Origin of the sequence: Bradyrhizobium sp. Rc2d, assembly GCF_900099855.1 — a bacterium.
GTDB lineage: Bacteria > Pseudomonadota > Alphaproteobacteria > Rhizobiales > Xanthobacteraceae > Bradyrhizobium.
The window spans coordinates 1-20,606 of record NZ_FNCU01000025.1; the positions used below are offsets into that span (position 1 = coordinate 1).

The 20,606-nt window shown below is 64.7% G+C and carries 19 protein-coding genes and 2 pseudogenes; 9 read left to right on the forward strand and 12 right to left on the reverse strand.

The annotated features are described in order from the left end of the window. The 3 genes from BLV07_RS26980 to BLV07_RS26990 all read right to left on the reverse strand — a co-directional run. On the reverse strand, positions 1-290 hold a 290-nt coding region (locus BLV07_RS26980), incomplete at its 3' end, for a transposase (protein ID WP_176945690.1). Positions 291-428: 138 nt separating this feature from the next. Then, positions 429-1,556 (reverse strand): alkene reductase, encoded by a 1,128-nt coding sequence (locus BLV07_RS26985; protein ID WP_091892028.1) that lies wholly within the window; start codon positions 1,554-1,556, stop codon positions 429-431. A 117-nt stretch (positions 1,557-1,673) separates the two neighbouring features. After that, complete coding sequence (locus BLV07_RS26990; protein WP_091892030.1) at positions 1,674-3,170, reverse strand: aldehyde dehydrogenase family protein; 1,497 nt, start codon at positions 3,168-3,170, stop codon at positions 1,674-1,676. A gap of 192 nt (positions 3,171-3,362) precedes the next feature. Between BLV07_RS26990 and BLV07_RS26995 the strand changes: the two are divergent. Further along, positions 3,363-4,207, forward strand: a pseudogene (locus BLV07_RS26995) (SDR family NAD(P)-dependent oxidoreductase). A gap of 160 nt (positions 4,208-4,367) precedes the next feature. Here BLV07_RS26995 and BLV07_RS27000 read toward each other — a convergent pair. The 3 genes from BLV07_RS27000 to BLV07_RS27010 all read right to left on the reverse strand — a co-directional run bounded on the left by BLV07_RS27000 (position 4,368) and on the right by BLV07_RS27010 (position 5,877). Further along, on the reverse strand, positions 4,368-4,574 hold the full coding sequence (locus tag BLV07_RS27000; protein ID WP_008543990.1) for a hypothetical protein: 207 nt from the start codon (positions 4,572-4,574) through the stop codon (positions 4,368-4,370). A 276-nt stretch (positions 4,575-4,850) separates the two neighbouring features. Next, positions 4,851-5,126 (reverse strand): YiaA/YiaB family inner membrane protein, encoded by a 276-nt coding sequence (locus BLV07_RS27005; protein WP_061846546.1) that lies wholly within the window; start codon positions 5,124-5,126, stop codon positions 4,851-4,853. Between the two features lie 55 nt (positions 5,127-5,181). Further along, on the reverse strand, positions 5,182-5,877 hold the full coding sequence (locus tag BLV07_RS27010; RefSeq protein WP_091892035.1) for a PspA/IM30 family protein: 696 nt from the start codon (positions 5,875-5,877) through the stop codon (positions 5,182-5,184). Positions 5,878-5,978: 101 nt separating this feature from the next. On the opposite strand from BLV07_RS27010, the gene BLV07_RS27015 reads away from it, so the two are divergent. Then, entirely contained in the window at positions 5,979-6,587 is a 609-nt protein-coding gene (locus BLV07_RS27015) for a TetR/AcrR family transcriptional regulator (protein WP_091892037.1), read from the forward strand. A 113-nt stretch (positions 6,588-6,700) separates the two neighbouring features. Next, positions 6,701-8,155: a dihydropyrimidinase gene (hydA, locus tag BLV07_RS27020; protein ID WP_091892039.1), complete on the forward strand. Its 1,455-nt coding sequence runs from the start codon at positions 6,701-6,703 to the stop codon at positions 8,153-8,155. Between the two features lie 69 nt (positions 8,156-8,224). Here hydA and BLV07_RS27025 read toward each other — a convergent pair. After that, positions 8,225-9,094, reverse strand: a pseudogene (locus BLV07_RS27025) (glycoside hydrolase family 3 N-terminal domain-containing protein); the annotation flags it as partial. A gap of 246 nt (positions 9,095-9,340) precedes the next feature. On the opposite strand from BLV07_RS27025, the gene BLV07_RS27030 reads away from it, so the two are divergent. The 3 genes from BLV07_RS27030 to BLV07_RS27040 are packed head-to-tail and all read left to right on the forward strand — an operon-like array spanning position 9,341 to position 13,156. Further along, positions 9,341-10,849: a DUF4153 domain-containing protein gene (locus BLV07_RS27030; protein ID WP_176945790.1), complete on the forward strand. Its 1,509-nt coding sequence runs from the start codon at positions 9,341-9,343 to the stop codon at positions 10,847-10,849. Between the two features lie 19 nt (positions 10,850-10,868). Then, positions 10,869-11,573, forward strand: coding sequence for a response regulator transcription factor (locus BLV07_RS27035; protein WP_091892041.1), 705 nt, complete (start codon positions 10,869-10,871; stop codon positions 11,571-11,573). Then, positions 11,570-13,156 carry an ATP-binding protein gene (locus BLV07_RS27040; RefSeq protein WP_091892043.1) on the forward strand — a complete coding sequence of 529 codons (1,587 nt, stop codon included), beginning with the start codon at positions 11,570-11,572 and terminating at the stop codon, positions 13,154-13,156. The genes BLV07_RS27035 and BLV07_RS27040 overlap by 4 nt, the downstream gene beginning before the upstream one ends. On the opposite strand, the gene BLV07_RS47755 is transcribed toward BLV07_RS27040, so the two are convergent. Continuing rightward, complete coding sequence (locus BLV07_RS47755; RefSeq protein WP_164934688.1) at positions 13,153-13,293, reverse strand: hypothetical protein; 141 nt, start codon at positions 13,291-13,293, stop codon at positions 13,153-13,155. The two genes, BLV07_RS27040 and BLV07_RS47755, sit on opposite strands and share 4 nt — an antisense overlap. Before the next feature lie 52 nt (positions 13,294-13,345). Continuing rightward, entirely contained in the window at positions 13,346-13,660 is a 315-nt protein-coding gene (locus BLV07_RS47760) for a hypothetical protein (RefSeq protein ID WP_176945778.1), read from the reverse strand. Positions 13,661-13,783: 123 nt separating this feature from the next. Between BLV07_RS47760 and BLV07_RS27050 the strand changes: the two genes are divergently transcribed. From BLV07_RS27050 to BLV07_RS27060, 3 genes are all read left to right on the forward strand, one after another. After that, positions 13,784-14,713, forward strand: a complete 930-nt coding sequence (locus tag BLV07_RS27050; protein ID WP_091892203.1) for an alpha/beta hydrolase — start codon at positions 13,784-13,786, stop codon at positions 14,711-14,713. Positions 14,714-15,130: 417 nt separating this feature from the next. Beyond that, positions 15,131-16,354 (forward strand): ABC transporter substrate-binding protein, encoded by a 1,224-nt coding sequence (locus BLV07_RS27055; RefSeq protein ID WP_176945779.1) that lies wholly within the window; start codon positions 15,131-15,133, stop codon positions 16,352-16,354. Positions 16,355-16,738: 384 nt separating this feature from the next. Continuing rightward, positions 16,739-17,830, forward strand: coding sequence for an enolase C-terminal domain-like protein (locus BLV07_RS27060; protein WP_091892045.1), 1,092 nt, complete (start codon positions 16,739-16,741; stop codon positions 17,828-17,830). Between the two features lie 245 nt (positions 17,831-18,075). On the opposite strand, the gene ubiV is transcribed toward BLV07_RS27060, so the two are convergent. The 3 genes from ubiV to ubiT are packed head-to-tail and all read right to left on the reverse strand — an operon-like array spanning position 18,076 to position 20,525. Continuing rightward, the gene (ubiV, locus tag BLV07_RS27065) at positions 18,076-18,960 is read right to left on the reverse strand and encodes a ubiquinone anaerobic biosynthesis protein UbiV (RefSeq protein WP_176945780.1); all 885 of its coding nucleotides are present in this window, start codon (positions 18,958-18,960) and stop codon (positions 18,076-18,078) included. A 54-nt stretch (positions 18,961-19,014) separates the two neighbouring features. Continuing rightward, on the reverse strand, positions 19,015-19,992 hold the full coding sequence (gene ubiU / locus BLV07_RS27070; RefSeq protein ID WP_176945781.1) for a ubiquinone anaerobic biosynthesis protein UbiU: 978 nt from the start codon (positions 19,990-19,992) through the stop codon (positions 19,015-19,017). Beyond that, positions 19,992-20,525 (reverse strand): ubiquinone anaerobic biosynthesis accessory factor UbiT, encoded by a 534-nt coding sequence (ubiT, locus tag BLV07_RS27075; RefSeq protein WP_091892209.1) that lies wholly within the window; start codon positions 20,523-20,525, stop codon positions 19,992-19,994. Before ubiT ends, ubiU begins: the two co-directional genes overlap by 1 nt. Between the last annotated feature and the right edge of the window lie 81 nt (positions 20,526-20,606).

Consider the following 20,606-nt stretch of genomic DNA (forward strand, 5'->3'; position numbering starts at 1 on the left):
TTCATCAACCAGATCAGCTCAAGATTGCGGCCGGCCTCGCGTTCAAGAGCGCGCGAGGATCGTATCCGGTTGGTGTAGCCATAAAGATAGAGCTTCAGCAGATCGGCAGGATCGTAAGGCGGTTGTCCCGCCCCGCCACCCGACCCGGCATGACCGAAGCCAAGCCGCTCAAGGTCCAGCGCTGCGACAAACGCCTCGATCGCCCGAACCGGGTTCTCTCGACCCACATAATCTTCCACCCGCGCGGGCAGAAGGCTGACCTGATCCCGGCTCACCCCGGTCTTGAACATGCGATTCGTCATACCGAATCGTACACTCGTTCACCCAAACGGCTAGGATTCTTGCCCAACCTCGAAGCGCAATCCGGGAATCTCGACGCTGGCACGAATCCCGGATTTCGCTGCGCTCCATCCGGGCTACGAAGGTCCCTACGCCGGCGTCAGCTCGTCATGCACCGGATAATCCGTATAGCCCTTTTCTTCGCCGCCATAGAACGTAGCGCGGTTGTACGGCGTGATCGGGTAATCGTGCGCCAGCCGGCGCGGCAGATCGGGGTTGGAGATGAAGATGCGACCGAAGGCGATGATGTCGGCGTGTCCCTCGGCGATCGCCGCATTCGCGGTCTCGCCGGTGAAGCCGCCGGCGGTCATCAGCACGCCGCTGTAGAGCGGGCGGAACAGCACCATCGCGGACGGCACGTTCTGCCAGTTGACGTCGGCGCGGCCGGCGCCGCTGGAGCGCGGCTCGATGAAGTGCAGATAGGCAAGACCGAGCTTGTCGAGCGCCTTCACGACATGGGTATAGAGCGGCATCGGATCGCCCTCGCCGGAATCATTGGCGATACCGTGTGGCGACAGCCGCACGGCGACGCGATTCGCACCCCAGACCTCGATCGCGGCTTGGGTCACTTCGAGCAGCAGCCGCGCGCGGTTCTCGATTCCGCCGCCATACTGATCGGTGCGCTGGTTGCTGCGCGATTGCAGGAACTGCTCGAGCAGATAGCCATTGGCGCCGTGGATCTCGACGCCGTCGAAGCCGGCGGCGAGCGCGTTCTTGGCACCTTGGCGGAACGCCTCGACGATGCCCTTGACCTCCTCGGTCTCCAGCGCGCGCGGCGTCTCGTAATCGGCAATCTTGCCGTCGGCGGTCATCGCCTTCATGCCGTCGGCCTTGATCGGGATCGCCGAGGCCGACACCGGCAGCGCGCCGCCGTGGAAAGAGGAATGCGAGACGCGGCCGACATGCCAGAGCTGGAGGAAGATGATGCCGCCCTTGGCGTGCACAGCATCGACCACCTTGCGCCAGCCCGCGATCTGCGTCTCCGAATAGATGCCGGGGGTCGCCGGATTGCCACGGCCGTGCGAGAGCACCGGGGACGCTTCGGCGATGATCAGGCCGCCATGCGTCGCGCGCTGGCCGTAATATTCCGCGTTGAGCGGCCGCGGCGAAAAGCTCTCGCGTTCGGCCCGCATCCGCGTCAGCGGCGCCATCGCGACGCGATGCGCAAGCCTGTATGGACCGACCTGCAACGGTTTGAACAACGCCGGAAATTTCATGCTGGCCCCGAATGTTTATGGAAGGATGCGGATCATACAGCGAGGGGCGGCCACCGGAAAAGCGCCGCCCCACGAAATCAAATATTCCCTCTTACGGAACGCGGAAGAGAGCAGGTCTTACGCCGTCTTGACCCAGACGGCCTTCACGTTGAGATATTCCTCGACGTGCTGCTTGCCGGACTCGCGGCCGTAGCCGCTCATCTTGTAGCCGCCGAACGGCACGGCCGGGTCCATCGTCTGGTAGCAATTCACCCACACCGAGCCGGCGCGCAGGCTCCTCGCCACCGCATGCGCCTTGCTGACATCGCGAGTCCACAGGCCGGAGCCGAGGCCGAACGTGGTGGCGTTGGCGCGCTTGACTAGCTCGTCTATGTCTTTGAAGGCGATCGCGGAGATGACGGGCCCGAAAATCTCCTCTTGCGCGATGCGCATATTGTCCTGGACGCCCGCAAACACCGTCGGCGAGACGAAGAAGCCCTTCGACAGCGCGCCGTCGGTGACACGGGCGCCGCCGGCAAGCGCCTTGGCGCCTTCCTTCTGGCCGATGTCGAGATAGCCGGTGACGCGCTCCAATTGCTGCTCGGACACCAGCGGGCCGATCTGCACGTTGGGATCGAGACCGTTGCCGACTTGCAGGTTCTTGCCGAACTCGGCGACACGGCCGACGAACTCCTCGTAGATCGACTGCTCGACGAACAGACGCGTGCCGGCGCTGCAGATCTGCCCCGAATTGGCGAACACCGCCATCGCAGCACCCGGCACCGCGGCATCGAGATCGGCGTCCGCAAACACGATGTCCGGCGACTTGCCGCCGAGCTCGAGCGAGACGCGCTTGAGGTTGCCGGCCGACGCACGGATGATCGACTGGCCCGTGACATGCGAGCCGGTGAAGGCGACCTTGTCGACGTCGTGATGCGAGGCGAGCGCCGCGCCTGCGGTCTCGCCATAGCCGGGAACGACGTTGATGACGCCGGGCGGCACGCCCGCTTCCATCGCGAGCTCTGCGATGCGCAGCGAGGTCAGCGGCGCCTCCTCGGCGGGTTTAAGCACCACGGTGCAGCCAGTCGCGAGCGCCGGGCCGATCTTCCAGATCGTCGCCGTCAGCGGCCCGTTCCAGGGAATGATGGCGCCGACGACACCGACCGGCTCCTTCAGCGTGTAGGAGAAGATCTCGCCGGGCAGCGAGTTCTCGATGGTCTCTCCATGGATCGCGGTGGTCTGACCGGCGTAGTAACGCAGCATGCCGATCGCGCGCAGGCGATAGGCGCGGGTGCGGCTGACGGGAGCGCCCATGTCGAGCGTGTCGAGCTGCGACAATTCATCGAAATTCTTCTCGACGAGATCGGCGAGCTTCAAGAGCAGGTTTTGCCGCTCGAACGGCTTGACCTTGCTCCAGGGACCCTCGAACGCACGACGTGCGGCGGCGACCGCGCGGTCGATGTCTTCCTTGTCGCCTTCGGCAACCGTTGCGAGCAGCTCGCCGGTGGCGGGATTGCGGGTTTCGAAGCGCTTGCCTGAGGCAGCATCGACCCACTTCCCGTCGATCAGCATCTGCTTGTAGGACCCGTTCGCGAATGGATGGCGCGTGATCGGAATAGCCTGCGACACAGCCATGGCTGCACTCCCTGTCAGGTGAATTGATTGGTTCGATCTGCGCGGGATCGTTCGTCGCATAAAATACAGCCGCGCCGGAGAGGCGTAAAGGCGGCGCGGAGCGAAGACCTCCCATGCCGACTTGTGCAGGGTCGCACGAGGCACGTGCTATAACGCGATGGAGCGCAATGTAGCTTCGCCGGAGACCCCGCCATGTCACATCCCGCCATCGTCAAAGACAACGTTGCCGTGATCACGGAGGCGCGTCCGGCATCGGATTTGCCGCCGCCGCGGCGTTTGCGCGCACCGGCATGAAGCTGTGCATCGCCGATGTCGATCAGCCGCGGCTGGCTGAGGCCGCAACAAAACTGTCATCCGTCGCAGGTGCCGGGAATGTGATGACGTCTGCCGTAGATGTCAGCAAGGCCGAGAGCGTGATGGAACTGGAACGCGCCGTGTGCGAACGCTTCGGCGGCACCGATATCCTGATGAACAATGCCGGCATCCAGCCCGGCAGCACATTGTTCGCCGGGCCCGACAATTGGCAACGCATCATCGGCGTCAACATGTGGGGCATCATCAACGGCTCGCGCATCTTCGCGCCCGGCATGATCGCGCGCGGCAAATCCGGCCTCATCATCAACACCGGCTCGAAGCAAGGCATCACCACTCCGCCCGGCGATCCCGCCTACAATGTCTCCAAGGCCGGCGTGAAGGCTTTTACGGAAGCCCTCCAGCACGAGCTGCGCAATACCAGGGACTGCCGCATCACCGCGCATCTGCTCATTCCCGGTTTCGTCTTCACCGGTCTCACCGCGAAGGGCCGCACCGAGAAGCCCGCCGGCGCCTGGACGCCGGAGCAGACCGTGGATTTCATGCTGGCGCGGCTCGAGGCCGGCGACTTCTACATCCTATGCCCGGACAATGACGTGCCCCGCGCACTCGACGAGAAGCGCATGCTGTGGGCCGCCGGCGATATCATCGAGAACCGTCCGCCGCTGTCGCGCTGGCATCCGGACTATGCGGATGCATTCGCGAAATTCGTGAAGGGAGAGTAACTAGCAGACCCTCATGGTGAGGAGCGTGCCCTTGCGCGCGTCTCGAACCATGCAGGCCCCGCTGCCGCAGCTCGGCCTCTATCCTTCGAGACGCCCGCTCAGCGGGCTCCTCAGGATGAGGGTTAGAGTCTTCGCGCACGGCAAGTTCGGGCGAACGACCCTACAGCGTCTCCTGCTTGTGCCCGCAATTCTTGCAGGCGAACTTGACGCGGGTCTGACCCTTTTCCGCCTGCACCCGGTTCGGCGCGCCGCACTTGCCGCAGACGGCCTCGATGCGGGTGGCGCCCTGCTTGACGACGATGGTCTTCTTTTCCATCGATTCGCGGATCAGGCGCTCGGCCTCCTCACGCAGGGATTGTTTTGACAAAGCTCGTCTCCGGCTCTGGAAAGCGCGAGAGCCATATCGCACCTGCGTTCAAATCACAATCGGCAAAGCCTGCTCTGACCTCGACAATCACGTGCCAGTCCTCGGTATGCACGAGAAGGCTCTCGGCAACATATGGGCGCAACGCCCTGCCATGACGGCTCGACTGCATTTCGCAGACGATGCCGCGAATGTGGCAAATGACCGGAAATACAGCGGGCGGCGGATGCTCGGCATCAGCCGCCCTGCGCAGAGCGCTCCTTTCCCGCGCTGGTCTCCTCAAGCCGCCTTGGACACTTCCATCAGCAGCCGCTCGGCCTTGGCATCCTCGATGCGGTTCACGAGCCGGCTGCTCTCGTGATTGTCGCGCACAGTCTTGGTCAGCGTGATGCAGGTCTGGATCAGCATGACGATGCCCATGGTGAGATAGCCCTTCATCCAGAGGTCGATCGGCAGGAAGAAGATGCCGATGGCGACGAGGAAGGCGGAGGCTGCGAAGGACGCGTAAGTGAAGCTCACCCAAGCGCTGCTGTGGGGCTGGCCGTTCTGGTTCATGATGGGTCTCCTGTCGGTTCGAATGATGATTGGGTTCGAGGGATCGGATGTGAGATCAGGCTGACGGCATGCGCTTGGATTTCAACCGCGCCAGCACGTCCTCCGCGGTCGTCTTGAGCCGGGGACCAAAGCCCTGTTCGGCTAGCCTCTCGGCAGTGGCGAGCGGACCGGTAGCCGCGTCGAGCTCGACCAGGGCATCGTCGGCGGCCTGGGCTTCCATCTGCCGCTCGCGCAGACGCCTCAACGTGCCCTCCGCCTCCGGCAGTGTGGATTCGTAGGGACGTGCAGCCTCGATGCCGCCGCGACGAAGCGAGCGCACCGCTTCCGAGGCACGAGCAATACGGCGGCCGCGGTCGAGCTCGGTGATGCGGGCCTGCGCGCTGGCGACGTGGCGCCTCAGCCGCGCGATCTCGGTCGCGAACAGCGCGCGCGCCGTCATTGCCGCATCGCGATCAGCCTCCAAGCCCGCGATGGCTTCAGCGGCATCCTTGGCGAGGTCCTCGCGGCCGCCGTCGAGCGCCGCAACGGCACGGGTCTCGAGGTCGGCGATGCGGGCATTCGTCGCTTCGAGCTTGCGGCCCTCCTGCTGGTCCTGCGCGATCGCCAGCGCCAGCGTGCGCTTGCTGCGCTCGACGGCCGCGGCCGCATCACGCATCTGCTGATCGAGGATCAGAAGAGCAGTCCGGTCTTCCAGTTCCTCGCCCGCAGCGGCCACGCTGCCGCGGAAAAGGGTCACTACGGTCTTGAACATTTGTTTCTCCCTGTTATGAGCATTGCTCACGGATGCTTTGTAGCATATCTTGAACATTGCTCAAGATATTTTTGAACGATGTTCACAAACCTGGTAAGTAAATGTCTAAGGCCTTGGAACGTCGAGAGAAACTTCGAGCCGATCTGATCCTGGCGGCGGAGCGGATGATCGCTGAACGAGGATTGGCAGGCCTGAAGACCCGCGATCTTGCCCGCGAGATCGGCTGCGCCAATGGCGCGGTCTATAATCTTGTGGCCGATGTCGACGAATTGATCCTGCGCGTCGGCTCGCGCACGCTGCTTCGGCTCGACGAGGCGCTCAGCGCGGCGGAGGGCGTTGGCGAGCCGTCGCCCCAGGAGGCGCTGGTTCGCATTGCCATCGCCTATTGCGATTTCGCCGCCGAAAATCTCCAGCTCTGGCGGGCGCTGTTCGAGCACCGCATGGAGGCCGACAAGATCGTCCCCGACTGGTCGATCCACGACCAGATGCAGCTGTTCCGCCACATCTACCAGCCGCTGGCCGCGCTACTTCCCAAGCGCAGCCCGGAGGAGTTGAGCACCACTGCGCGCAGCCTGTTCTCGGCGGTCCATGGCATGGTGGCGCTGGGGTTGGAACAGAAGTTGGTCGCCGTGCCGCTGCCGGCGCTGCGCAAGGAAATCGCAGGCCTCGTGCGCGCAATGCTGGATGGGCTGGTCGCCCACGCAAAGTAGAGCAGCGCGGCGAAAGCATCGGCGAAGGCTGACTAAAATTTCGCCTGTCGCATCGCGGTCGCCGCGCTTAGCCTTCGCAGCGAGACGTCCCCTCACCTCTTCCGGAGCCCTTCATGCCCCTTCTCGTCCGCGGCGGCACCGTCGTCAATCACGATCATTCGCGCCGCGCGGACGTGCTGATCGACGGCGAGACCATCGTCGCGATCGGGGCCTCGCTCGATGCGCCCACCGGCACTGAAGTGATCGACGCCGGCGGCGCCTACGTCATCCCTGGTGGCATCGACCCGCATACCCATCTCGAAATGCCGTTCATGGGCACCGTCACCGCCGACGATTTCGAATCGGGCACCAAGGCGGCGCTCGCCGGCGGCACCACCATGGTGGTGGATTTCTGCCTGCCCGATCCCGGTCAGTCGATGCTCGCCGCCTATCAGAATTGGCGCCGCAAATCCGAGAGGGCGGCCTCCGACTACGGTTTCCACATGGCCGTGACGTCGTGGTCGAAGCAGATCCATGACGAGATGGAGATCGTGGTCAAAACCTACGGCATCAACACCTTCAAGCATTTCATGGCCTACAAGGGCGCGCTGATGGTGAATGACGACGAGCTCTACAACTCATTCGCGCGCTGCGCCCATCTGGGTGCCATGCCGGTGGTCCATGCCGAGAATGGTGACGTCGTCGCCCTGATGCAGGACGCGCTGATCGCGCGCGGCGTCACCGGACCCGAAGGCCACGCTTACTCACGGCCGCCGGAGGTCGAGGGCGAAGCCACCAACCGCGCCATCATGATCGCGGACATGACGGGCACGCCGGTCTACATCGTGCACACCAGCTGCCGCGAGGCGCATGAGGCGATCGCGCGGGCACGCGCGGCCGGAAAGCGCGTCTATGGCGAACCACTGATCCAGCACCTGTTGCTCGACGCGGATGAATATCAGAACCAGGACTGGGATCATTCCGCGCAGCGCGTGATGTCACCGCCGTTCCGCGACAGATCGCATCAGAACAGCCTGTGGGCCGGCCTGCAGGCCGGCTCGCTCCAGGTGGTCGCGACCGACCATTGCGCCTTCACCACCGCGCAGAAACGGTTCGGCCTCGGCGACTTCAGGAAGATCCCGAACGGCACCGGCGGCCTCGAAGACCGCCTCGCGCTGCTATGGACCGCGGGCGTCGCCACCGGGCGGCTGACCAAGGAAGAATTCGTCGCGGTGACCTCGGCGAACATCGCCCGCATCCTCAACATCTACCCGCGGAAAGGTGCTGTCGCCGTCGGTTCGGATGCCGATATCGTGGTGTGGGATCCCAAGGCGACCAGGACCATCAGTGCCAAGCGGCAGATGAGCCGGATCGATTACAACGTGTTCGAGGGCTTTTCCTGTATCGGCGGGCCGACGGTGACGCTATCGCGCGGCCGCATCGCGTGGAAGGATGGAAGCTTGCGCGCCGAGGCCGGCGACGGCCGTTATGTCGAGCGGCCGCCATTTTCGCCGGTACATCTGGCCAATTCGACCTGGAAGAAGCTGACGGCTCCGCACGCGGTCGAACGCGGCGCGGTGACGCCGTAACACTCCCCGCTGCGCGAAATGCTCGCCATCTCGAGGTCCTCAGTTGCCTGGCGCGGATGCGCGCCGCGTTCAACCACCCCTCGCGCGCAAGGCGGCACGCGCTGTCTCAAGTGTACTTCCAGTGAGTGAGACGGCTCGCGCCTGCTCGGCCGGGAAACCTCTGTCCAGCCGCGCCGCGCTCGCGCGCAGCATCGTCGCGTCGAGCTTGCCCCTCCGCAATCCGTCCAGCGCGCAGGCGAAGACGCGGTAGAACTGCGCACCGTCATAGGCAATCAGCAGCAGATCGACGCCGGCGTTGATCGCCTCGACCACGGACTTGCAGACGTCGTGCTGGTAGATCGCGCCCATCACGAGATCGTCGGTCATCACCACGCCCTGGTAGTTCCAGGTGTCGCGGATGATTCCTTCGACGACGCGTTTCGAATGCGAGGCGGCGCGATCGGGATCGACAGCGGTGAGCGTGACATGACCGACCATGAGCGCGCTGCGCGAATGCGACAGCACCTCGCGAAATGGGAGCCAGTCCGTTGCTTCCAGCTCCTTCACCGGCGCATCGAGGTTGGCGCTGAAATGATGGGTGTCGGTGCGCACGCGGCCAATGCCGGGAAAATGCTTCAGCGTGGCACCGACGCCTGACTCTTCCAGCCCGCGCACATACGCGCTCGCGATCGTGCTGACGACAGCGGGATCGGTCGCAATCGCGCGTTGGCCGATCAGCGTGTGGAAATCGAGGCGGTTGCGCCTCGTCGGCGGCTTCAGGTCGAGCACCGGCGCGAGATTGAGATTGACGCCAAGGCCCGCGAGCTCGCGCCCGTGGATACGGCCGAACTCTTCGGCTTTGGCCTGCTGATCGTCGGGCGCGGGCCCGCTGAGCGTCGCCAGCGCAGGCACCTTCGTCAGCGGCGGCGCGAGATGTCCCACGATGCCGCCCTCCTGATGCGGCAAGAGGCGCGGCAAGCCAGAGCAGGATGAGACCGATGCGGCGGATCAATTGCATGATGCATCACGTGCGAGGAGTGGCGAATGCTTCGCACCTATCAAAGCGATTTGCGTTACGCGAGCGGCAAACGCGCGCCTGCACGAAAACTGCAAAAGACTCCTGAAACCGTGCAGACGATGATCGCGGCTTCTGCACAAGCACCGTTCAGACTTCGTGATGCCACATCCACGAAAGGTCTCTTGGACATGACGAGTCTGGCTTCGACGATAGCAGCGGACCTCCAGCCGATCAGGCATTCCTCGATTGCGACCAAGCTTGGCTGCACGCTGGCACTGGCTGCGCTGGCGGACTGGCTGTTCTACGGCGAACGGATCGGGCTGTCGCTGGCGCTCTTTGCGATCGCGACGGCCTGCGTATCGATGCTCTTCAATCATGCCGCGCTGGATCTGCGTCGCGCGACGATCGGCGCCGCCATTCTCGTCGCCGGCCTCGTGCCGGCCATCGAGGAGCTCAACACGCTGTCGTTCCTGATCCTCGTCACGGCGCTGCTCACCGCACTATTGCTTACGACCAACCCGGAGACGACGGGGCTCGGTGACCGTGCTTGCGCGCTGCGCAACTTCGTCCTGCTCGGTCCCTTCAGGTTCTTCCTCGATGTGCCCCAGGTACTCAACGCGTCGGCGTTCACCCGCGGCATCGCGCTCTGGCTGATGCCTGCAGCGCTCAGCGCCGTCTTCATCGCACTCTTTGCCGCGGCCAATCCGGTGATCGAGCAGTGGGTGTCCCTGCTTCATCCGAAACTCATCCTCCAATATGTCAGCATCCCGCGCGTGCTGTTCTGGGCCTTGATGCTGGCGCTGGTCTGGCCGTTCATCCATGTACGCTGGCGGCGCAAGACGATCGTCACCACGACCGTTGCCGATGGTCCCATGCCGCCGCCGCTCCCGTCCCAAGTCTCGGCGGAATTTCTCGGTCCCTCCACCATCCTGCGCTCGCTGATCCTGTTCAACCTGCTGTTCGCGGCACAGTCCATTCTCGACGGCATCTATCTCTGGGGCCACGTGGCGCTGCCCGACAATTTGACCTATGCGTGGTACGCCCATCGCGGCGCCTATCCGCTGATCGTAACCGCCCTGCTCGCCGCCGCCTTCGTGCTGGTGGCGATGCGCCCCGGTGGCCCGGCCGAGAAATCGAAGGTGATCCGGCCGCTGGTCTATCTCTGGGTGGGCCAGAACGTGCTGCTCGTCGCCTCGTCCATCCTCCGCCTCGATCTCTATGTCGACGTCTACATGCTGACCTACTGGCGGATCGCAGCCTTCATCTGGATGGGGCTGGTCGCGCTCGGACTGGTCCTGATCGTGGCCCGCATCGCTCTCAACCGGTCCAACCAATGGCTCGTCGGCGTCAATCTGATCGCGCTCGCGATCGTGCTCTATGGTTGCTCGCTCGTGAACTTCGATGCCTTCATTGCCGACTACAATGTCGCCCACAGCCGAGAAGCATCAGGTCAAGGCGTGCAGATCGACATCAACTATCTCCTGACACTCGGGCCGCAGGCCCTGCCCGCCATCGACAAGGCCATCTTGCTGCGGTCTGGCACCCCCGAGAGCTGCCTTGTGTCGCGCCGCGACCGCCTTGTAGAACAGCAGCGCCGGGATCTGGCGTGGCGAAGCTGGGGCTTTCGCAACTGGAGGCTCCAGCGCAGGCTGGACGCCCAGGCGAAAGCTCAGTCCGGCAGCCAACCGGCAGGCTGACGAGCTAGCGGAGAGGTTCTTGGCGCATCGCATTCTCATCGTCGACGACGAAGGCCACATCCGCGAGGTCATCCGTGTCGCCCTCAAGAAGGCCGGCATGGACGTGATCGAAGCGCGCGACGGCAAGGAGGCGCTCGCCTGCTTCGCCGCCGACAGGCCCGATCTGATCGTGCTCGACATCGGCATGCCGGAGTTCGACGGCCTCGACGTCTGCCGCGAGGTGCGCAAAAGCTCCGACGTGCCGATCCTGTTCCTGTCGGCGCGTGACGAGGAGATCGATCGTATCCTTGGCCTCGAGATCGGCGGCGACGATTACGTAACGAAGCCGTTCAGCCCGCGCGAGCTGGTCGCGCGGGTCAACGTCATCCTGCGCCGTCTCGGCCCGCGCAACGGCGAGATCAAGGCAAGTCCGGCCGCACTGTCGCAAGGCGGCCTCCTGATCGATCCCGAGCAACATGTCGCGACCTTCGCCGGCACGCCGCTGAAACTGACGGCGATCGAGTTCGGCATCCTGCGCGCGTTCCTGACCCGGCCGACCTCGGTGTTCAACCGCGAGCAGCTGATGCGGGCGGCTTATCAGCTCAACATCCAGGTCTCCGACCGCACCATCGACAGCCACATCCGCAACATCCGCGCTAAGCTGGCGGCGCTGAATTGCGAGAACGTCATCGAGACCATCCACGGCGTCGGCTTCAAGCTCGGCCGCTGCGAGAAAGAGGCATGAGCGCGGCGCCCGACAAATGGCGGCCGTCGCTTGGGCTCGTCATCTTCACGGTGCTGACGACCGTCGCCGTGCTGCCGCTGGTCGGCCTGTTCTTCTTCCGCCTCTACGACAACCAGCTCATTCGCCAGACCCAGGCCGAGCTGATCGCGCAGAGCCGCGTGCTCGCGACGATCTATGCTCAGGAAGTCATTGCAAGGCTCGACAGCGGCCTGACGCTCGGCGCCGAGGTGTCGCCGGGCGTGCTGCCGGATCCCGGCGACCAGGTCACGCCGATCCGTCCCGCGCTCGACCTCACCGCCAATGATTTGTTGCGGCGGCGGCCGGATGCGCAGGCCGCTCCCCGGGAGGCGGAGCAGGCCTATGTCGAGATCGGCGCAAAACTGACGCCGATCATCCGCGAGACCCAGAAGGTGACGCTGGCGGGCTTTCGCATCCTCGATCCGCAGGGCGTGGTGATCGCCGGGCGCCAGGAGGTTGGGCAGTCGCTCGCCCATATCGAGGAGGTCGCGGACGCGCTGCACGGGCAATACCGCGCCACCTTGCGTAACCGCGTGCCGGACAAGCCGCCACCGCCGATCTATTCCTTCAGCCGCGGTCTCGGCGTGCACGTGTTCTCGGCGATGCCGGTCATCGTCAACAACCGCGTCGCCGGCGTGATCTACACCACGCGGACGCCGAACAACATTTTTGACCATCTCTACCAGGAGCGGGCGAAGTTCGTGCTGGCGGGGCTCGCCGTGGTCCTCGGCACGATCGCGATCGGCCTCGTCTTCTCGCGCACCATCACGCTGCCGATGCGCGAGCTGATCGACCGCGCCGCCAGAATTGGCCGCGGCGACCGCGAGGCGTTCCGGCCGCTCCGGCATTACGGCACGCGCGAGTTCGCCCAGCTCTCGCACAGCTTCCTCGGCATGGCCGAGCAGCTGGCAAGGCGCTCCGATTATATCGCGACGTTCTCGGCGCACCTCACCCACGAGCTGAAATCGCCGCTCACTTCCATCAAGGGCGCGGCCGAGCTGCTGCAGGATTCACTTCAGGGCAAATCGGGCAGCCTGACGCCGGCCGAGCAGACGACGTTCATCACCAACATCCTGTCCGACACCCAGCGGCTGGAGGCAATGGCGCAGCGGCTGCGCGAACTCGCCCGCGCCGAAAGCCTGCCGCAGAACGAACGTACCGAGCTCGCCCCCGTGATTGCCGATCTCAAGAGCCGGTTTCCGGAAAGCGCGATATCGGCCAGCGGCAGCCTCGACCGGGCGATCGGCATGTCCGGCGAGAAGGCGCTGATCGTGCTGTCGCATCTCGCCGACAATGCGGTGCGGCACAGGGCGAGGACGATCAGGCTGGAGGCGACCTTCGATCGCACGACCCTGCTGCTGACGGTGAGCAATGACGGCGAGCCGATCTCGGCGCCCAACCGCGACAGGATTTTTGACGCCTTCTTCACCACCCGCCGCGACCAGGGTGGCACCGGGATGGGGCTGGCGATTGCACGCGCGGTGATGGCGAGCCATGGCGGCTCAATCAGACTCAAGCCGACCGACGAGGGTGCGGCCTTCGAGCTCCAGTTTCCAGCTGCCTAAATTGCGAACACCCAGGCGGCGACGATGGCGGCGATGGTGACGAGACCGGCGATGGTCCAGCCGGCGGCATATTCCAGCTCAGGATGACCGGTCGCCCGCATGATCTCTGCCGGATCGGCGGTATGCTTCTCTGCCATGACAGCCTCGCACGTTACTTCCCGCGTCATATGTAAGTCGCACCAGTCGCCATTAGGTTCCATCACGGACGTGCGAGGAAATCTTATCGATGCCGCGGTCGAGCAGGACTTGATCGGCCGCATCGCAGCATTGCCGCTCCAGCGCTTCCAGTTCGGCGCCTTTGAGGGCAATCGCCGAGCTGCCACCGGGCGGCGTCCGGCACGTGCTGTGCCGGCCGTCCAAAACAAAAACTGCGAAAACAACCCCATGCACAGTAGAAAGCCGTTTCCGGCGCGAGGCTGGACGACGCCGGGCAACGCCTTGACGGATCGCGATAAAAAAGCCGCGCCGCGCAATCGTCCGGTCGGCTGCGAACTTGCGTTGCAAAAGCGGTCACGTGCCGATCAAAGGTGCCGTGAATTCGCCTCAAGGCCAGCTAACTAATGAGGCGAATTGAAAAGACAGGCCAAACCGGCGAGCCAATATGAGGCCCGCAAGGCCGGCACGACGATGAAGAATTATCTGGCATTTTTCCTGTTTTTGACCATGACCACGGCCTCCGCGCATGGACCTTTGCCGGCCAGGCTGTCGCTGCCGTCCGATCTCGTGCGAGTGGGCCTCACCGATTCCGACACGACCGCCGGCGGCACCGCGCGGCTGTGCGAGCAGGTCACCTTCTCGCGCGGCCTGCGCTACGGCGAGAGCGAGGCCAATGTGCTCGACGTCGCGACCAGCGCGACCAAGGCGGATACGCCCCGGCCGGTGCTGCTGTTCGTGGCCGGCGACACCTTCACCGGCGACCGCGCGGCGCCGGAGCTGGCCCGGCAGATCCAGGACCAGGCGATGTGCTTTGCCGCGCGCAACGACATGATCGGGGTGCGCGTGAACTATCGCCTGGCACCTTCGGCGCCCTGGCCGGCCGGCGCGAGCGACGTCGCGGCGGCGCTGTCTTGGGTTAACGGCAATATCGACCTGTTCAACGGCGATGCCCGCGAGATCGTCGCCGTCGGCTACGGCGCCGGCGCCTTCCACGTCGCGTCCCTGCTGGCGCATCCCGAGCTTCAGGCCGACCGCGCCGATGTCGCCGCCGTCGTCCTGGTGTCCGGCATCTACCGCGCGGGCAAGGACGCGAGCGACAGCGAGAAGGCCTATCTCGGCAGCGACGCCAGCCAATATAACAAGCGATCGATCTTCCCCGGCATCCTCAATGTCGACGTGCCGATCCTGCTGGCCTGGGCCGCGGACGATTCCGCCGGCGTCGTCGCGCAAGGCGAGACCCTGAAGAAGACGCTCTGCGGCGCCGGCCATTGTCCGCGCAGCACGTTGCTGCGCAGCCGCGACGGCATCGCGAGCGCCTTCGGCCTCGACGGCTCCGGCGACAGCCTCGCCGAGCCGACACTGCTGCTGGTGCATCAGCTCGAGGCGCGGGGGTTGCCGTAGCGGGCCTGACGGCAGTGGGGCTATAGAGCCGGGGTCTCCTCACCTCTCCCGCTTGCGGGAGAGGTCGCGCCGAAGGCGCGGGTGAGGGCTTCCTCCTCGTTGGGAGTCCCTCTGTGGAGACACCCTCTCCCCAGCCCTCTCCCGCAAGCGGGAGAGGGGGCAGACCTTCCTCGCGGTCACAATGGGGGCTCAATCCGGCAAGCCTGATCGGCCTCACGCCGGCTTGAGCGATGCCAGCGCGCTTTCCCGCAGCGAAAGGATTCGCGGCGCGTCAACACACCTGCCGTTTTGGCTCAATGCTCTGCAACATCAAACCCGGCGATCAAGCCATACGATTGACAAAGGCTTGACCTACATCAACCAGCCTTGGTGGGGATTGAGCCGACCTTTTCGGGGGCCAACATCAAGGTGTCGAGCATGCGCGTCACCGGCAGGCTGCTGTTCGTTTTGATCGTTGCTTTGGCGTCGCTTGGGGCGATGTCCCTGCAACACGCGGAACAACCCACGACCGACAAGGAAATCCGCATCGGCAATGTCATGCCGTATTCGGGACCGCTCTCGGAGTTCGGCGCCATCGGCCAGGCGGAGGCCGCCTATTTCGACATGATCAACGCGCGTGGCGGCATCAACGGCCGCAAGATCCGCTTCATCACGCGCGACGACAATTCCGATCCGGCGACTGCGCTGGAGCTGACGCGCAATCTGGTCGAGACCGAGGACGTGCACCTGATGTTCGGATCGTTCGGCACCCCCGGCAATCTCGCCACGCGCTGGTATCTGAACGAGAAGAGGATCCCGCAGCTGTTCGTCGCGTCCGGCGACGAGGAGCTGAGCCAGCCAAGCGCGTTTCCCTGGACCATGGGCTGGCAGCCGTCGTTCCGGTCGGAGGGGCGCATCTACGCCAACTACATCCAGGCCTATTATCCCCGGAAGAAGATCGTGGTGCTCTGGCAGAACGACCAGTTCGGCCGCATGCTCTACAAGGGCATCCAGGAAGGCCTTGGCGACCTGAACCGTCATGTCCTCGTCGACATCGCCTTCGACATTGCCGACGAGCATCTCGACGGACACGTCTCGATCCTCAAGCGCGCGGGCGCCGACATCTTCGTCTTTCTCGGCGTGCCGTCGACGGCATCCAAGGTGATCAAGCTGGCGGCCTCACTCAATTGGCATCCGGTCTTCATCGTCAACGACGCCTCGGCCTCGATCGCCAATGCGATGGCGCCGGCCGGCCTTGAGAACTCCGCCGGCGTGATCTCCGCGGCCTTTTTGAAAGATCCGAGCGATCCCGCATGGAAGGACGATGCCGCCATGAAGGACTGGTTCGCCTTCATGGACAAATACCATCAGGTCGAAAGCACCAACAACAGCGCGGCAGTCTATGGCTACGCCGCGGCCGAAGCGCTGACGCAGGTGCTGAAGCAATGCGGCGACGACTTGTCGCGCGACAACATCATGCGTCAGGCGGCTTCGCTTAAGGCTTATCACCCCTCCGTTGCGCTGCCCAACATCAGGATGACTACCTCGCCGAGCAACTATCTGCCGATCAAGCAGATGCGGCTGGTCCAGTTCGACGGCCGTTCCTGGCAACCTTTCGGTGAGGTGATCGAAACAGCGTTCACCGAAGGCGCGGCGCGGTGAGCTGCCTCGGGCGGGTGTGAGCCGCGGGGTCACCTCTCCCGCTTGCGGGAGGGGTCGGCGCGAAGCGCCGGGTGAGGGCTCTTTCCGCTTGGGGATCGTCCCGTTGAGGGGACACCCTCTCCCCAGCCCTCTCCCGCAAGCGGGAGAGGGAGCAGACCTTTCTCGCGACCACAACGAGGGCTCAATCAGGCAACGCTGATCGACCTCACGCCGGCTTGAGCGAGGCCAGCGCGCTTTCCAGCGGCGAGCGGACCCGCGCTGGATCACCGGACTTCACCCGCGGGGCGCAACCCCATTCCATGGTGGTCGCAACAGGCGCCTTTTCGTTTGATCACGGATGCTTAAGATCGGCGCCGACCTCATCCGCTCCGCCGGGAGAGACCCATGACCGAAGCCGTCCGCATCAAACGCTTCCACGCGCGCCCCGTGATCGTGCCGATGAACCTGCCGCTCCAGACCTCGACCGGCGCAGTCGCCAAAGCGCCGCTGGTGCTGATCGACTGCGAGACCGATCAGGGCGCAATGGGCCATGCCTATCTGTTCTCGATCACGCCCTCGGCCTTGAAGCCGCTGACGGCGATGGTCACGGAAATGTCGGACTTGCTCGCCGGCGACGAGCTGCTGCCATTCGAGATCGAACGCAAGCTGACCCAGCGTTTCATCCTGCTGGGCCTCGCCGGTCTCCAACGGCTGGCTCAATCCGGCATCGACATGGCGGCCTGGGACGCGCTGGCGCGCAGCAAGGGCCTGCCGCTGGCGCGCCTGCTTGGCGGCGCGCCGAAGCCGGTGAGGGCCTACAATTCGAAAGGCCTTGGCGTCATGCCGGCCGGCGCGGCGGTTGAGGAAGCCCACAAGCTATTGGCTGAACGATTTCAGGCCACCAAAATCCGCGTCGGCCGGCCTGATGCGCGGGAGGACCTCGCCGTGGTGCGCGCGGTGCGCAAGGCCGTCGGCGACCACGTGACGCTGATGTGCGACTACAACCAGGCGCTGACGGTGACCGAGGCCATCCGCCGCGGCGAGATGCTCGACGACGAGGGTCTCACCTGGATCGAGGAGCCGATCCGCCATGACGATTATGAGGGCAGCGCCCGTATTGCGGACGCGCTGCGCACGCCGGTCCAGATCGGCGAGAATTTTGACAGCGCCTTCGCGATGCAGGCGGCACTCTCCGCGGAAGCCTGCGACTACGTGATGCCTGATGTCCAGCGCATCGGCGGCGTCACCGGCTGGCTGCGCGCCGCGGCGCTGGCGCATGCCGCCGGCATCGAGATGTCGACGCACCTGTTCTCGGAGGTCAGCGCGCATCTGTTGTGCGTGACGCCGACCGCGCATTGGCTGGAATATGTCGACTGGGCCGACGCGGTGCTGGCAACGCGGCTGCAGATCAAGGATGGCTTTGCGCTGCCGAGCGAGGAGCCGGGCAACGGGATTGCGTGGGACGAGGCGGCGGTCGCCAAATATCTGGCCAGCTAATGGCGCCGACCGCCAGCGCCGCCGTCGTCCTGGCGAAGGCCAGGACCCATTACCCCGGCGAGTAGTTTGGCGAAGACCGGCTGCTCGGTACTGCGAGCGCTCACAATCGAGGGATCACGCGGTATGGGTCCTGGCCTTCGCCAGGACGACCCTGGGGAGATGATGTGCGCAACTATTCATAGCCGTGGTAGGCGTGGTAAAGGGCAGGCCCGCGTAAGCGGACCCTGGCTTTGCAGGACGCGACGTCACGCGAAGGAAAAGCCGGGCTTGCCGCGAAGAAAGCCGTTGGCAAAGGCGACGCCCGGGTAAAGATCGGACAAGCGGCGGCTTGCGCTTTCGGCTGAGTTGCGTCCGTCGAGCACATCGCGAAAGGTTCGGGCAACGTCCACCATGTCGCAATCCTGCGGTGACAGGCGCAGCGAGCTGATTCTCGCCTCGCGCAATACAGCGACGTCTCCGACGAGATTGGTGCAGGCATGCGACAAGGTCTGGACGCCGTTGATCGTGAGGAACTCCTGCTGGTCCAGCGTCTTCAACGCGAGCCCGTCCGGGTCCTTTTCGCAGACGAAGCGGCAATTGTCCTTGGACAGCTTGTGAAGCCGCGCATGGTAGCAACGGGCGGAGATCGCCAGTGGCACCCGGCCGAAGGCGAAGATCTCGATCACGGCCTGGGGCACCGCTGCGGCAATCACCGCCGCTGACGAGATCGGCAATTCCGGCGGCAGGCAGATGCGCGCTGCGCCTTGGCAGACGTGAAAGGCCGCGCTGGTCTCGTTGTAGATGTTGACGTAGGGACCGATCGCATGCGGCCGGCCCTTGATCGAGCGGAGGCAGGTCAGGTCGTTCACCTCGACTAAGGCGCCGTCAGCTGCACAGAGCTCCTCGGTCTGACGCCGTTCGCGCCGCAGCGACACCAGGATCAGCGAACCCAGCAGGACCTGTTTGCCGGCACGCTGAAGCCGTTCGATCACGTCAGGCAGGTGCTCCGCGAAGAACGGCGAGCGTTTCGAGCAGACGACCTCGCCTACGGACACGACATCGACCGGCGCCTCGTCGGCCATCCGGAAGTAGAAATCGCGCCAGCGTTCCGGCGCCCAATTGTAGAGGACGGGGCCGAGACTCAGCTGCATCGGGGCTTCTCTCATTGATGGCCGGTCGCCATCGGTTGCGATCATCGCCATCAGTCATCGCCATGTCTTGCGATAGGCGCCGAGCGTAGAGGCCTGGCCTTCAGTGAAGGGCCGCAGACTCACGATGTCGGCTTCGCGCCCCTGCCCGATTGTATCGAGTGCGCGGCGGAAGTGACGGACCACGCTCTCGATATAGGCCCGTCCGCGCTGACGCCCCTCGATCTTCAGGGCGGCAACGCCGGCGCTTCGCAATCCCCCGAGCAGCGTCGTGGCATCGAGGCTGACCGGGTCCTCGAAGATGTAGCCGTCGCCATGCGCGGTGGAAAACCGCCCCTTGCAGAGGGTCGGATAGCCCGCGGCCTCCTGCGGGGCGAAGCGATTGATGGTGAAGCCGCCAAGCCGGGACGTCGTTCCCTGCGCGGTCTCCTCATAGGCCACGTGGCTTGCCGGCGAGCAGACGCCCTGCATGTTCGGCGATTTGCCGGTCGCATAGGACGACAGCGAGCAGCGCCCTTCGGCCATCACGCAAAGGCCGCCGAACACGAACACTTCGGTCTCGCACGTCGTCTCGCGGGTGATTTCGGTGATCTCCGCAACGCTGAGCACGCGTGGCAACACGACGCGGCGCGCCCCGAACGTCTCGACATAGAACGCGATGGCATCGGGATTTGCGGCGGCGGCCTGTACCGAAACATGGAGGCGCTGACCCGGATGACGCTTGGCGACGTAGTCCATGAGCCCGATATCGGCGACGATCAGCGCGTCGGCTCCGGCATCGACGGCATCGTCCACGGCGCATTGCCAGAGCGTCACGGACGACGCCCGCGGAAAGGTATTGATGGCGACCAGGATGCGCGCGCCGCGTTCATGGGCGAACGCTACTCCCTTGCGCAGCTCGTCGCGGCTGAAGTTCAGCCCCGGAAAATTGCGCGCATTGGTCTCGTCGTTGAAGCCGCAATAGACGGCGTCCGCGCCGGCATCGATGGCGCTGCGCAGCGCGGCCGGCGTGCCGGCGGGACAGATCAGCTCCATCACCTCTGCTCCTGCGGCGGGCCGGTCAGCCTGTCCCGCGCAGCCTCGAACGAACGCCTCACCGGCTCGCCCAACGGACCGAACAGGGAAGCCAGCTCCGCGGCGAGATCGAGCCGCGCATCGTCGATCGCATTGCGCAAGGCCAGCACAGCCTCCATGTCGCCTTCGATTCCGAGCTGACGCGAAAACATCAGCGCGTCGCCATCGACCTTGCCCTCGACCAGAGCAAGCAAGTTTGCGAGCGAGGCGGAGACATAGGCATCCAGGTTTTGCGGCAGCTCGCGCACCACCGACAGAAGCGGCGGCGCGGCCTCGACGATGAAGGCGAACGGCAGGTCGACCGGCCTGATCCCGAACCGTGCGCGGCGATGTGGTCCGAGCCGGTCGAGCAGTCCGGGATTGCGCCTCAATATCCGCGACAGGAAGCCACCGAGCGCAAATTGCAGCGGCAGCAGCGGCAACGGACGTATCGCCAGAGCGAGAAGCGGCGGGATTGTCGGCAGCGAACCGGACGCGACGGACGAATGACTCATCCCGTCATCTGATCCGATTGCGCGCAAATGTATTTGAGCGGGAACAATGAAGATCAAGATCACGCCGGCTAGCTTCTGCTT